The following is a 12,854-nucleotide window of genomic DNA, read 5'->3' on the forward strand; positions in this document are numbered from 1 at the left end:
CCGATGACGAGTCCCGCACAGCGCCACATGATGCGGGTCTCGGCAGCGATGACCGCGCAGCGGGAAGCCGCCCCGCTGCGACATGCAACTGTCTATGAGCAGATGCTGGTCAAGCTGGCCGCAGACCAGCGCACACTGAAAGCGATTTATTCAAAAGAGCTGAAGGCCGCGAAAAAACGCGAACTGCTGCCGTTCTGGTTGCCGTGGGTGAACGGCGTGCTGGAGCAGGGCAAAGGTGCACAGGATGACATTCTGATGACGGTCATGCTGTGGCGTCTGGATACCGGCGATATTGCCGGTGCGCTGGAGATTGCCCGTTATGCCCTGAAGTACGGTCTGACCATGCCGGGTAAACACCGCCGCACCCCGCCGTACATGTTCACCGAGGAGGTGGCGCTCGCGGCCATGCGCGCTCACGCTGCCGGTGAGTCTGTGGATACCCGCCTGCTGACGGAGACCCTTGAACTGACCGCCACGGCTGACATGCCTGATGAAGTGCGCGCAAAGCTGCACAAAATCACCGGTCTGTTTCTGCGTGACGGTGGTGATGCCGCCGGTGCGCTGGCTCACCTGCAACGTGCGACACAGCTCGACTGTCAGGCAGGTGTCAAAAAAGAGATTGAACGACTGGAGCGGGAGCTGAAACCGAAGCCGGAGCCGCAGCCCAAAGCGGCCACCCGCGCCCCGCGTAAGACCCGGAGCGTGACACCGGCAAAACGTGGACGCCCGAAAAAGAAAGCCAGTTAACAACCGAATGCGCCCCGCGCCAGGGCGGCACGCCGGTCAGTGTGGGTGAATCACCTGACACTGTACCGGCGTCCACCGCCCGACTTTTCTGAGGTAGTCATGATGACGCTGATTATTCCGCGAAAGGAGGCTCCCGTGTCCGGTGAGGGTACGGTGGTCATCCCGCAACCGGCAGGCGACGAGCCGGTGATTAAAAACACGTTCTTTTTTCCCGATATCGACCCGAAGCGCGTCCGGGAACGTATGCGCCTTGAGCAGACCGTCGCCCCCGCCCGTCTGCGAGAGGCCATCAAGTCAGGCATGGCGGAGACGAATGCGGAGCTGTACGAGTACCGCGAACAGAAAATTGCCGCCGGTTTTACGCGTCTGGCGGACGTCCCGGCGGACGACATCGACGGTGAAAGCATCAAGGTTTTTTACTACGAGCGCGCCGTGTGTGCGATGGCGACCGCGTCGCTTTATGAGCGTTATCGCGGCGTGGATGCCAGTGCGAAAGGCGACAAAAAGGCCGACAGCATAGACAGCACCATTGATGAGTTGTGGCGGGATATGCGCTGGGCGGTGGCGCGTATCCAGGACAAGCCGCGCTGCATCGTGAGTCAAATCTGATGAAGACCTTTGCGCTACAGGGCGACACGCTCGACGCCATTTGTGTCCGGTATTACGGGCGCACTGAGGGCGTGGTTGAGACCGTGCTCGCCGCAAATCCGGGACTGGCTGAACTGGGTGCGGTGCTGCCACACGGCACCGCCGTCGAACTGCCCGACGTTCAGACCGCGCCCGTGGCTGAAACTGTCAATCTGTGGGAGTAACGCATGACAGCAGAAGAAAAAAGCGTCCTGTCGCTTTTCATGATTGGGGTGCTGATTGTTGTCGGCAAGGTGCTTGCCGGTGGTGAACCAATCACCCCGCGTCTGTTTATCGGGCGCATGTTGCTCGGTGGTTTTGTCTCGATGGTTGCCGGTGTTGTTCTGGTGCAGTTTCCTGACCTGTCACTGCCTGCGGTGTGCGGTATCGGCTCCATGCTGGGTATCGCCGGTTATCAGGTGATTGAGATTGCCATTCAGCGCCGTTTTAAGGGCAGGGGGAAACAGTAATGCCGGTAATTAACACGCATCAGAATATCGCGGCCTTTCTCGACATGCTGGCCGTGTCCGAAGGGACGGCGAATCATCCGCTGACGAAAAACCGGGGCTATGACGTGATAGTCACCGGACTGGACGGGAAGCCGGAAATTTTCACTGACTACAGTGACCACCCGTTTGCGCATGGCCGACCGGCGAAGGTGTTTAACCGTCGCGGTGAAAAATCCACGGCCTCCGGTCGCTATCAGCAGCTTTACCTGTTCTGGCCGCACTACCGCAAACAGCTTGCCCTGCCGGATTTCAGTCCGTTGTCACAGGACAGGCTCGCCATTCAGTTGATCCGCGAACGCGGTGCACTGGATGACATCCGGGCGGGACGCATTGAGCGCGCCATTTCACGCTGTCGCAATATCTGGGCGTCCCTGCCGGGTGCCGGTTACGGTCAGCGTGAGCATTCACTGGAAAAACTGGTCACCGTCTGGCGTACCGCTGGCGGCGTACCGGCTTAAACGGAGTAAACACCATGAAGAAATTATCCCTTTCACTGATGCTGAATGTGTCGCTGGCGCTGATGCTGGCACTGTCCCTGATTTACCCGCAGAGCGTGGCCGTCAATTTTGTCGCCACCTGGGCGATTCTGGCGACGGTTATCTGTGTGGTTGCCGGTGGTGTCGGTGTGTATGCCACTGAGTATGTACTGGAACGCTACGGACGGGAGCTGCCGCCGGAATCGCTGGCCGTGAAGATTGTCACGTCGCTGTTTTTGCAGCCGGTGCCGTGGCGCAGACGGGCAGTAGCTCTGGTGGTGATGGTGGCGACATTTATCTCGCTGGTCGCTGCCGGGTGGATTTTTACCGCGCTGATTTATCTCGTGGCATCGGTGTTCTTCCGGCTGATACGTACGGCCTGCCGTCAGCGTTTTGAGGGGCGGGAACCATGTCAAGGCTGATGATTGTGCTGGTCGTGTTGTTATCGCTGGCGGTGGCGGGTCTGTTTCTGGCGAAGCATAAAAACGCCAGCCTGCGCACCTCACTGGACAGGGCAAACAACGTAGCCAGCGAGCAACAGGCGACCATCACCATGCTGAAAAATCAGCTTCATGTTGCGCTCACCAGGGCAGACAAAAACGAGCTGGCGCAGGTGGCACTGCGTCAGGAACTGGAAAACGCCGCGAAGCGTGAAGCTCAGCGCGAGAAAACCATCACGAGATTACTCAATGAAAACGAAGATTTCCGCCGCTGGTATGGCGCTGACCTGCCTGATGCTGTGCGCCGGTTGCACCAGCGCCCCGCCTGCACCGACGCCAGTGATTGTCCACAACGCCTGCCCGAAAGTGAGTCTTTGCCCGATGCCGGGCAGTGACCCGCAGACGAACGGCGATTTAAGTGCCGATATCCGGCAGCTTGAGAACGCGCTGGCACGCTGTGCCAGCCAGGTAAAAATGATTAAACACTGTCAGGACGAAAACGATGCTCAAACCCGACAGCCTGCGCAGGGCGCTGACTGATGCCGTCACGGTGCTGAAAACTAACCCCGATATGCTTCGGATATTCGTGGATAACGGGAGTATTGCCTCCACACTGGCGGCGTCGCTGTCATTCGAAAAGCGTTACACGCTCAATGTGATTGTGACCGACTTTACCGGTGATTTTGACCTGCTCATCGTGCCGGTGCTGGCGTGGCTGCGGGAAAATCAGCCCGACATCATGACCACCGACGCAGGCCAGAAAAAGGGCTTCACGTTTTATGCAGACATCAACAATGACAGCAGCTTTGATATCAGTATCAGCCTGATGCTGACCGAGCGCACGCTGGTCAGTGAGGTTGACGGTGCGCTGCATGTGAAGAATATCCCGGAACCCACGCCGCCGGAGCCGGTCACCCGCCCGATGGAGCTTTATATCAATGGCGAACTGGTGAGCAAGTGGGATGAATGAGTTTAAGCGTTTTGAAGACCGGCTGACCGGACTGATTGAGTCGCTGTCACCGTCAGGGCGTCGACGACTGAGTGCCGAACTGGCGAAACGTCTGCGGCAGAGTCAGCAGCGTCGGGTGATGGCACAGAAAGCCCCGGACGGTACACCCTACGTGCCACGCCAGCAGCAGAGCGCCAGAAAAAAGACCGGTCGCGTTAAGCGAAAAATGTTTGCGAAACTTATTACCAGTCGTTTTTTGCATATCCGCGCCAGCCCGGAGCAGGCATCAATGGAATTTTACGGCGGGAAGTCGCCGAAAATCGCCAGTGTGCATCAGTTCGGTCTGTCGGAAGAAAACCGGAAAGACGGTAAGAAAATTGATTATCCGGCGCGTCCTCTGCTCGGCTTTACCGGTGAGGATGTGCAGATGATTGAAGAGATTATCCTGGCTCACCTCGACCGTTAGTTGTGCCATTCCCGACACCTCATCGTCACATTGCCGCCGGTATGACCCGGCGGCATCCTTCCCGTTATGAACACTCTCGCAAATATTCAGGAACTCGCGCGCGCACTGCGCAACATGATCCGCACCGGCATTATCGTCGAAACCGACCTTAACGCCGGTCGCTGCCGTGTGCAGACCGGCGGCATGTGCACCGACTGGCTTCAGTGGCTGACCCATCGCGCCGGACGTTCGCGCACATGGTGGGCACCTTCCGTGGGGGAACAGGTGCTGATTCTGGCCGTGGGCGGTGAACTCGACACGGCGTTCGTTCTGCCGGGGATTTATTCCGGCGATAACCCCGCGCCGTCTGCGTCGGCGGATGCCCTGCATATCCGTTTCCCTGACGGGGCGGTGATTGAGTATGAACCTGAAACCAGTGCACTGACGGTAAGCGGAATTAAAACGGCCAGCGTGACGGCTTCTGATTCTGTTACCGCCACGGTGCCGGTGGTCACGGTGAAAGCGTCAACCCGTGTCACCCTGGACACACCGGAAGTGGTCTGCACTAACAAACTGACTACCGGCACGCTGGAAGTGCAGAAGGGCGGGACGATGCGCGGCAACATTGAACACACCGGCGGTGAACTCTCATCAAACGGTAAGGTACTGCATACCCATAAACACCCCGGCGACAGTGGCGGCACAACAGGGGGACCTCTATGACTGCGCGTTATCTCGGAATGAATCGCAGTGATGGCCTGACGGTCACTGACCTTGAGCATATCAGCCAGAGTATCGGCGATATCCTGCGCACACCGGTCGGCTCACGGGTGATGCGTCGTGATTACGGCTCGTTGCTGGCGTCAATGATTGACCAGCCGCAGACCCCGGCGCTTGAGTTGCAGATTAAGGTCGCCTGTTACATGGCGGTGCTGAAATGGGAACCCCGCGTCACCCTGTCATCCGTCACCACTGAGCGCAGTTTTGACGGGCGAATGACTGTCACTTTGACCGGCCAGCACAACGACACCGGCCAGCCACTTTCGTTAACCATCCCTGTGAGTTGAAACCATGCCGATTATCGACCTGAACCAGCTACCCGCACCGGATGTGGTCGAGGAGCTGGACTTTGAAACCATTCTCGCTGAACGCAAGGCGACACTGATTTCCCTTTACCCGGAAGACCAGCAGGAGGCGGTCGCCCGTACCCTGACGCTGGAATCCGAGCCTCTCGTCAAACTGCTGGAGGAAAATGCTTATCGTGAGCTTATCTGGCGTCAGCGTGTGAATGAGGCCGCACGGGCGGTGATGCTGGCCTGTGCTGCCGGTAATGACCTTGATGTGATTGGTGCCAATTACAACACCACGCGCCTGACTATCACCCCGGCAGATGATTCGACCATCCCGCCGACACCGGCAGTAATGGAATCTGACACTGATTATCGTCTGCGTATTCAGCAGGCGTTTGAAGGTTTAAGCGTCGCCGGGTCGGTGGGTGCCTATCAGTATCATGGCCGCAGTGCCGACGGGCGTGTCGCGGATATCTCTGTCACCAGTCCGTCTCCGGCCTGTGTCACCATCTCTGTGCTGTCACGTGAAAATAACGGTGTCGCTTCCGAAGACCTGCTGGCGGTGGTGCGTAACGCCCTTAATGGCGAGGACGTCAGACCGGTGGCCGACCGCGTGACCGTGCAGTCTGCCGCCATCGTTGAATACCAGATAAACGCCACACTGTATCTTTACCCTGGTCCCGAAAGCGAACCCATCCGCGCTGCTGCCGTGAAAAAACTGGAAGCGTACATCACGGCACAGCACCGGCTGGGGCGCGACATCCGTTTGTCTGCCATTTATGCCGCCTTGCATGTGGAAGGCGTGCAGCGTGTCGAACTGGCTGCACCGCTGGCCGATATCGTGCTTAACAGCACGCAGGCGTCTTTCTGTACCGAATACCGCGTCGTGACCGGAGGCTCGGATGAGTGATTCGCGCCTGCTGCCGACCGGCTCATCACCGCTTGAAGTCGCTGCCGCGAAAGCCTGTGCGGAAATTGAAAAAACGCCGGTCAGTATTCGTGAGTTGTGGAACCCGGACACCTGCCCGGCAAATCTGCTGCCGTGGCTGGCGTGGGCGTTTTCGGTCGACAGGTGGGATGAAAAGTGGCCGGAAGCGACAAAACGCGCCGTTATCCGCGATGCCTATTTCATCCACTGTCATAAAGGCACTATAGGCGCAATCCGACGCGTGGTGGAGCCGCTCGGCTATCTCATCAACGTGACGGAGTGGTGGGAAAACAGTGACCCGCCCGGCACCTTCCGGCTTGATATTGGTGTACTGGAAAGCGGTATCACAGAGGCAATGTATCAGGAAATGGAACGGCTGATTGCTGATGCCAAACCTGCAAGCCGCCACCTTATCGGCCTGAACATTACCCGGGACATTCCCGGCTACCTGTTCGCCGGTGGTGTGGCTTACGACGGCGATGTAATTACGGTTTACCCCGGATAAGTGAGGAATAATGAGCACAAAATTCAGAACCGTTATCACCACTGCCGGTGCAGCAAAGCTGGCAGCGGCAACCGCACCGGGAGGGCGGAAGGTCAACATTACCACGATGGCCGTCGGGGATGGCGGTGGTAAATTGCCTGTCCCGGATGCCGGACAGACCGGGCTTATCCATGAAGTCTGGCGACATGCGCTGAACAAAATCAGCCAGGACAAACGAAACAGTAATTATATTATCGCAGAGCTGGTTATTCCGCCGGAGGTGGGCGGTTTCTGGATGCGTGAGCTTGGCCTGTACGATGATGCTGGAACGTTAATTGCTGTGGCGAACATGGCCGAAAGTTATAAGCCTGCCCTTGCCGAAGGCTCAGGGCGTTCGCAGACCTGCCGCATGGTCATCATCGTCAGCAGTGTGGCCTCAGTGGCGCTGACCATTGACACCACAACGGTGATGGCGACGCAGGATTACGTTGATGACAAAATTGCAGAGCACGAACAGTCACGACGTCACCCGGACGCCTCGCTGACCGCAAAAGGTTTTACTCAGTTAAGCAGTGCGACCAACAGCACGTCTGAAACACTGGCCGCAACGCCGAAAGCGGTAAAGGCCGCTTATGATCTTGCTAACGGGAAATATACCGCGCAGGATGCCACCACAGCGCGAAAAGGCCTTGTCCAGCTCAGTAGCGCCACCAATAGCGATTCTGAAACGCTTGCGGCAACGCCAAAGGCGGTAAAGGCAGCATATGACCTCGCTAACGGGAAATATACCGCACAGGATGCCACCACCGCGCGAAAAGGTCTTGTCCAGCTAAGTAGCGCCACCAACAGCGATTCTGAAACGCTGGCTGCAACGCCAAAGGCGGTTAAGACAGCGTATGACCTTGCTAACGGGAAATACACTGCACAGGATGCCACCACCGCGCGGAAAGGCCTTGTCCAGCTCAGTAGCGCCACCAACAGTGATTCTGAAACGCAGGCCGCAACACCAAAAGCGGTGAAGTCTGCCTATGACAATGCTGAAAAACGTCTTCAGAAAGATCAGAACGGTGCGGATATTCCTGATAAAGGACGCTTCCTGAGTAACATTAATGTTTACAGCAAAGGTGAAGTGGATAAGAAAAAGGGAATGCGAAAGTATTCGTTTGCAGCCCCTGCAAATGTCGTTGCCGGGAAGTGGTATCCCGTTATCTTTCGCCGTGCTGCCAGCCTTTCAGGAGAAATGGCATCCCGCGTCGTTATTTCCACTGGTTGTTATAACAGCGATTATGTAATGAATAACTGCGAGTTTAATGGCATGGTTATGCCCGGAGGCTGGACTGATCGTGGTTCATATGCGGCAGGTTATTTCTGGACGTATCAGACTAATGAGCGTTCAATCCATTCCATTGTTACAAGCCTGAAAGATGATGATGTATGTAGTGTTTTTTATGTTGAAGCCAGAGCTTTCCCTGTGCAAATTCTTGCAGAGGAAGGGCTAACGGTTATTGTTCCGACAGAGGATTATGTCGTCGGTCAAACGACATATAAGTGGGGGGCAACTAATCCTGCTACAGAAAGCACGAACGCACAGGCTATTCTGGATTTTAAAAATGGGCGCGGTTATTACTGCTCACATCCATTTATTTCCAGCCTTTCGGGAAATGCTGCAACAGCAACGAAGTTAGCGAACGCAAGAAATATTAATGGTGTCAGATTTGATGGCTCTGCTGATATAAATATTAATACACTGGTATCCAGAAACCGTGTTACTGCATTAGGTGGGAGCGTAAAGGGGACACCAGGTATTCAGATGTATGAGGCATACAACAATGGCTACCCAACAGCCTATGGTAATGTGCTTCATCTCACTGGCGTAACCGCAGTAGGAGAGGGTGAGTTACTTATTGGCTGGAGTGGAACCAGCGGTGCTCATGCTCCGGCATATATTCGCTCCCGACGAGATACCACAGATGCTAACTGGTCTGGATGGGCGCAACTATATACAACTGCTCATAAACCCTCAGCGGGAGATGTTGGTGCATACACCAAAGCTGAATCAGATTCACGTTATGTGAGAGACATGCGGCTGGGCGGTGCATCTACATATAAACCAGCAAATAATGGTACTACATGGACGCATCAGGCTCCGCCAGGTTGCGTATATACCGGCATTATTGTTCAGGATACCGGCTCAAACTCTGCCGATAACATTGGTGGCGTATATTACAGACCGGTTCAGAAATACATTAACGGGACATGGTACAACGTGGCGCAGGTATAATTTATGCAGCATTTGATAAATATAACGGCAGGTAATCCAAAAACGGTTGAACAATATCAATTGACAAAGAACTTTGATGTCGTCTGGTTTTTTACAGAAGATGGTAAGAACTGGTACGAAGAACAAAAGTATTTTGCTGATGACACGATAAAAATAGCGTACGACAAAGATAATATCATCCGCTATGTGGAAAAGGATGTGACAGCTATCAGACCGGATGGATTAAGTGTGGTTGAAGTGGCGGATATTACTGCTAACCGACGGGCGGACATTTCAGGGAACTGGATGTTTAAGGACGGCAAAGTGATTAAACGCATTTATACGGCAGAGGAATTGCAGCAGCAGGCAGAAAATCGGAAAGCCAGACTTCTTGCAGATGCTGAATCCGTGATTTTGCCGCTGGAGCGCGCTGTCAGGCTGAACATGGCAACAGAGGAGGAGCGCACACGGCTGGAGGCTTGGGAACGCTACAGCGTTTTGGTCAGTCGTGTGGATCCTGCAAATCCTGAATGGCCGGAAATGCCGCAATAAGTTGTATAAGCTCTGGTGTGAGATTACATATCTATGGCACAGAGTAAAGCCTAATCTGGCAGTCCGCTCTGTGCCATTACCGGACATACTGAGCAGAAGGCTAAAAAGGACGCTTTCAGGACATATAGCAAGGGAGCAAGGATGAAAGAATTAACCCAGTATATTTAATGTTTCAATCATGATAGTTTCTGAATTAAAGGGGGCTACCCACCCCCTTTAATTACTTGTTCCACTCAGTCAGAATTTGGTTACTAACTTCATCTGAGAGATTGTACCAATAAGCTGAGTTATTGGTTGCGTCTACAACAATAAGCTTATCATCACTATCCATGACCGCCCTCACAATTTTGGCTGCATCCTCGGCAGAGTAACTACAGTTAACATACCAGTTCGATTCAGTTGTTAAAGCCCAATTTCCTAAAGATTTAATTGCATCATACACAGCCGCATAATCTTTCGTTTTAATGAGGTCGTAAGTAATAAATAAATTATTAGCCATAAATCATCCCCCAAAGGACAAAGAAAAAAGCGCCTAGAAAGGCGCTCATATATTAATGGTCTTTAAGCCATGCCTGTACTTTCTTAGCCGAATGACCTACAGCCTGTACGGCTTGAACAAGTTTGGTCTCGCTAACTCCAAACTTTTCAGCCCAATCACGTCTCTCGTAATCCTGTTTGATACTTATTAAATCATTGTCAGGGGTACCGATTTTGGTCTTATCATCAGCCATTTTACTGATTCCTCGTGATACAGGCTTATACCTGCCCATTAGTTATATGGCTCCCGTGCTGCTTCGTAAACGTTCAATAATCAAACAATTGACACTGATCATAAAACCAGTTAGAGGATTTGACTCTAGCTTGGATATATGATGATGCCACCCCCTTTATATTGTTGTCGGTAACTCACAGACATTGAACTCATGCTGGTGAGTGAAAGGCTACATAAACGCCCAACATTTAAACTGCCCTCAGCAGCGTTCGCGGAGCAATATACAGGCTTCGTATTCAATCCTTGCCCTACGAGAAACCCTAGCCGTTGCCTCGTTTTCAAGTGTCAGGAAGTTCTTTGTCAGACCTCATACAGTCTTGGGCTGGGTGAGGTGCATGGGGGAAGTTGAAGCCTTAACTGTTGAGGTAAATCGAACCATAAGTGTGCAATTTTTCAAGCCCGGCGCTATTTTAGTATTGAAAACAATTAGTACGCCCCCAAGGACAACTCATGATCGAATTTATCGCAGAGCATATAAACACAGTAAGTACACTTATCTCCGCTTTGGCAGCATTGCTAACAGCAGTTGCTACATTTTTCTTGTGGAGAGTAACAAGGCTATTAGCAGACGAGACAAAAAGGATGGTTGACGCATCAGTTCAACCTCATGTCGTTGTGACTCTTGAACCAAATTCTTGGGCTGCTTTTTATTTTGATATCAATATTGCTAATACCGGAAATGCCCCAGCCTATGATATTGAAGTCGGATTTAATCCCCCACTGGTTAATGCAGAACATAGAAAAAATAAAGGTATACCATTTAGCAAGGTTAGCGTATTGAAAAACGGCCATTCCCTCAACAGCAGTCTTTGTAAGTATGACCAGATTAAAGATCAAGTTTATTCTGTTAGTATTAGCTGGTCTAAACAGCCGGGCTCAACTGAAAGAGAGCGGAATGAGTATTCTTATGATATGGCTTCTTTCGAGGGGGTTAGCTACTTAGGTGCAAGGAGTCCAATGACACAGATAGCTGAGCAGATGAAAAATATTAGAGAAGACTGGAGGCCGATTTCCCAGGGAAGCAAAAAAATTAAAACAGACAACTAAAATTCAAGTGACAGAGCAGAGGAATAACGAACACGTGAAGAGTGGTATCAGACCACTGTAAAGAAATGGGATAAAGAAAGGCAAAAAGATAACTAATACAATTGACCTGCTCCCCATAAATTAGCATACCACAATCTCAGGTTCCTCTTCGCTCAAAACAGGCTGTCAGATTTGATAGCATTTTGGCTATGTAAATTGTCAGTCGGAAAATGAGTGTGTACAAATCAGGACAGGCGGGCAGATTGCCCGCCTTTTCTTTATCTGATGTTTCATCCACTGACCAGCCAGGTCAAATAGCGTCTCATGTACTACCCAACGGATAATAGTTGCACCCATTAACCACGGAGTTAAACGGATGAGTGACTATCATCACGGCGTGCAGGTGCTGGAGATTAACGACGGCACCCGCGTCATTTCCACCGTATCCACGGCCATTGTCGGCATGGTCTGCACGGCCAGCGATGCGGATGCGGAAACCTTCCCCATCAATAAACCGGTGCTGATTACCAATGTGCAGAGCGCAATTGCAAAGGCTGGTAAAAAAGGCACGCTGGCGGCATCGTTGCAGGCCATCGCCGACCAGTCAAAACCGGTCACCGTTGTCGTGCGTGTGGAAGACGGCACCGGCGACGACGAGGAAACGAAACTCGCGCAGACCGTTTCCAATATCATCGGCACCACCGACGAAAACGGTCAGTACACCGGACTGAAAGCCCTGCTGGCGGCGGAGTCGGTAACCGGTGTTAAACCGCGTATTCTCGGCGTGCCGGGACTGGACACCAAAGAGGTGGCTGTTGCACTGGCATCAGTCTGTCAGAAGCTGCGCGCTTTCGGGTATATCAGCGCATGGGGCTGTAAAACCATTTCCGAGGTGAAAGCCTACCGTCAGAATTTCAGCCAGCGTGAGCTGATGGTCATCTGGCCGGATTTCCTCGCATGGGATACGGTTGCCAGTACCACCGCCACCGCGTATGCCACCGCTCGTGCGCTGGGTCTGCGCGCTAAAATCGACCAGGAGCAGGGCTGGCATAAAACGCTGTCCAATGTCGGGGTGAACGGTGTTACTGGCATCAGCGCCTCTGTATTCTGGGATTTGCAGGAGTCCGGCACCGATGCTGACCTGCTGAACGAGGCAGGCGTCACTACGCTGATTCGCCGCGACGGTTTCCGCTTCTGGGGGAACCGTACCTGCTCTGATGACCCGCTGTTCCTCTTTGAAAACTACACCCGCACCGCGCAGGTGCTGGCCGACACGATGGCTGAGGCGCACATGTGGGCGGTGGACAAGCCCATCACCGCAACACTGATTCGCGACATCGTTGACGGCATCAATGCCAAATTCCGTGAGCTGAAAACAAACGGCTATATCGTGGATGCGACCTGCTGGTTCAGCGAAGAATCCAACGATGCGGAAACCCTCAAGGCCGGAAAACTGTATATCGACTATGACTATACCCCGGTGCCTCCTCTCGAAAACCTGACCCTGCGCCAGCGTATTACTGATAAATACCTGGCAAATCTGGTCACCTCGGTTAACAGCAATTAAGG

General features: G+C 53.3%; 20 protein-coding genes. 18 read left to right on the forward strand and 2 right to left on the reverse strand.

The features are described 5' to 3' along the window. The first annotated feature begins 3 nt into the window (after positions 1-3). From ACJHYD_RS02530 to ACJHYD_RS02605, 16 genes are all read left to right on the forward strand, one after another. Positions 4-747 carry a terminase endonuclease subunit gene (locus ACJHYD_RS02530; RefSeq protein ID WP_001593490.1) on the forward strand — a complete coding sequence of 248 codons (744 nt, stop codon included), beginning with the start codon at positions 4-6 and terminating at the stop codon, positions 745-747. Positions 748-846: 99 nt separating this feature from the next. Then, positions 847-1,356: a head completion/stabilization protein gene (locus tag ACJHYD_RS02535; protein WP_000988633.1), complete on the forward strand. Its 510-nt coding sequence runs from the start codon at positions 847-849 to the stop codon at positions 1,354-1,356. Next, the gene (locus ACJHYD_RS02540) at positions 1,356-1,559 is read left to right on the forward strand and encodes a tail protein X (RefSeq protein ID WP_000846409.1); all 204 of its coding nucleotides are present in this window, start codon (positions 1,356-1,358) and stop codon (positions 1,557-1,559) included. Before ACJHYD_RS02535 ends, ACJHYD_RS02540 begins: the two co-directional genes overlap by 1 nt. Positions 1,560-1,562: 3 nt before the next feature. Next, the gene (locus ACJHYD_RS02545) at positions 1,563-1,844 is read left to right on the forward strand and encodes a phage holin family protein (RefSeq protein ID WP_000123124.1); all 282 of its coding nucleotides are present in this window, start codon (positions 1,563-1,565) and stop codon (positions 1,842-1,844) included. Further along, the gene (locus ACJHYD_RS02550; protein WP_001144101.1) at positions 1,844-2,341 is read left to right on the forward strand and encodes a glycoside hydrolase family 104 protein; all 498 of its coding nucleotides are present in this window, start codon (positions 1,844-1,846) and stop codon (positions 2,339-2,341) included. The genes ACJHYD_RS02545 and ACJHYD_RS02550 overlap by 1 nt, the downstream gene beginning before the upstream one ends. A gap of 14 nt (positions 2,342-2,355) precedes the next feature. After that, positions 2,356-2,781 (forward strand): DNZ54_00345 family protein, encoded by a 426-nt coding sequence (locus ACJHYD_RS02555; protein ID WP_087605436.1) that lies wholly within the window; start codon positions 2,356-2,358, stop codon positions 2,779-2,781. Next, entirely contained in the window at positions 2,769-3,194 is a 426-nt protein-coding gene (gene lysB / locus ACJHYD_RS02560; protein ID WP_001374011.1) for an Rz-like lysis system protein LysB, read from the forward strand. The genes ACJHYD_RS02555 and lysB overlap by 13 nt, the downstream gene beginning before the upstream one ends. Next, positions 3,076-3,339, forward strand: coding sequence for an Rz1-like lysis system protein LysC (lysC, locus tag ACJHYD_RS02565; RefSeq protein WP_225089389.1), 264 nt, complete (start codon positions 3,076-3,078; stop codon positions 3,337-3,339). Before lysB ends, lysC begins: the two co-directional genes overlap by 119 nt. Further along, complete coding sequence (locus tag ACJHYD_RS02570; protein ID WP_001461852.1) at positions 3,302-3,769, forward strand: phage tail protein; 468 nt, start codon at positions 3,302-3,304, stop codon at positions 3,767-3,769. Before lysC ends, ACJHYD_RS02570 begins: the two co-directional genes overlap by 38 nt. Beyond that, a complete protein-coding gene (locus ACJHYD_RS02575) occupies positions 3,762-4,214 on the forward strand; it encodes a phage virion morphogenesis protein (RefSeq protein ID WP_001001795.1) in 453 nt (150 codons plus the stop codon). Before ACJHYD_RS02570 ends, ACJHYD_RS02575 begins: the two co-directional genes overlap by 8 nt. A gap of 66 nt (positions 4,215-4,280) precedes the next feature. Next, positions 4,281-4,916 carry a phage baseplate assembly protein V gene (locus ACJHYD_RS02580; RefSeq protein ID WP_064503032.1) on the forward strand — a complete coding sequence of 212 codons (636 nt, stop codon included), beginning with the start codon at positions 4,281-4,283 and terminating at the stop codon, positions 4,914-4,916. After that, a complete protein-coding gene (locus ACJHYD_RS02585; protein ID WP_000127164.1) occupies positions 4,913-5,260 on the forward strand; it encodes a GPW/gp25 family protein in 348 nt (115 codons plus the stop codon). The genes ACJHYD_RS02580 and ACJHYD_RS02585 overlap by 4 nt, the downstream gene beginning before the upstream one ends. A gap of 4 nt (positions 5,261-5,264) precedes the next feature. Then, positions 5,265-6,173, forward strand: a complete 909-nt coding sequence (locus tag ACJHYD_RS02590; protein ID WP_001121497.1) for a baseplate assembly protein — start codon at positions 5,265-5,267, stop codon at positions 6,171-6,173. Continuing rightward, positions 6,166-6,696: a phage tail protein I gene (locus tag ACJHYD_RS02595; protein WP_001285325.1), complete on the forward strand. Its 531-nt coding sequence runs from the start codon at positions 6,166-6,168 to the stop codon at positions 6,694-6,696. The genes ACJHYD_RS02590 and ACJHYD_RS02595 overlap by 8 nt, the downstream gene beginning before the upstream one ends. A 10-nt stretch (positions 6,697-6,706) precedes the next feature. After that, complete coding sequence (locus tag ACJHYD_RS02600; protein ID WP_047656958.1) at positions 6,707-8,956, forward strand: tail fiber protein; 2,250 nt, start codon at positions 6,707-6,709, stop codon at positions 8,954-8,956. 3 nt (positions 8,957-8,959) lie between these two features. Further along, complete coding sequence (locus ACJHYD_RS02605) at positions 8,960-9,487, forward strand: tail fiber assembly protein (RefSeq protein ID WP_042036472.1); 528 nt, start codon at positions 8,960-8,962, stop codon at positions 9,485-9,487. 220 nt (positions 9,488-9,707) lie between these two features. On the opposite strand, the gene ACJHYD_RS02610 is transcribed toward ACJHYD_RS02605, so the two are convergent. Together ACJHYD_RS02610 and ACJHYD_RS02615 are read right to left on the reverse strand one after the other, a co-directional pair. Then, positions 9,708-9,986, reverse strand: a complete 279-nt coding sequence (locus tag ACJHYD_RS02610; protein WP_000002748.1) for a hypothetical protein — start codon at positions 9,984-9,986, stop codon at positions 9,708-9,710. 52 nt (positions 9,987-10,038) lie between these two features. Continuing rightward, positions 10,039-10,218, reverse strand: coding sequence for a DUF3606 domain-containing protein (locus ACJHYD_RS02615; protein ID WP_042036469.1), 180 nt, complete (start codon positions 10,216-10,218; stop codon positions 10,039-10,041). A 491-nt stretch (positions 10,219-10,709) separates the two neighbouring features. On the opposite strand from ACJHYD_RS02615, the gene ACJHYD_RS02620 reads away from it, so the two are divergent. Both ACJHYD_RS02620 and ACJHYD_RS02625 read left to right on the forward strand, forming a co-directional pair. Then, on the forward strand, positions 10,710-11,306 hold the full coding sequence (locus tag ACJHYD_RS02620) for a hypothetical protein (RefSeq protein WP_001695640.1): 597 nt from the start codon (positions 10,710-10,712) through the stop codon (positions 11,304-11,306). Between the two features lie 355 nt (positions 11,307-11,661). Beyond that, positions 11,662-12,852: a phage tail sheath protein gene (locus ACJHYD_RS02625; RefSeq protein ID WP_040090665.1), complete on the forward strand. Its 1,191-nt coding sequence runs from the start codon at positions 11,662-11,664 to the stop codon at positions 12,850-12,852. The last annotated feature ends 2 nt before the right edge of the window (positions 12,853-12,854 follow it).

Origin of the sequence: Escherichia sp. WS1368, from assembly GCF_046487485.1 — a bacterium.
GTDB classification, from domain to species: Bacteria; Pseudomonadota; Gammaproteobacteria; order Enterobacterales; family Enterobacteriaceae; genus Escherichia; species Escherichia coli.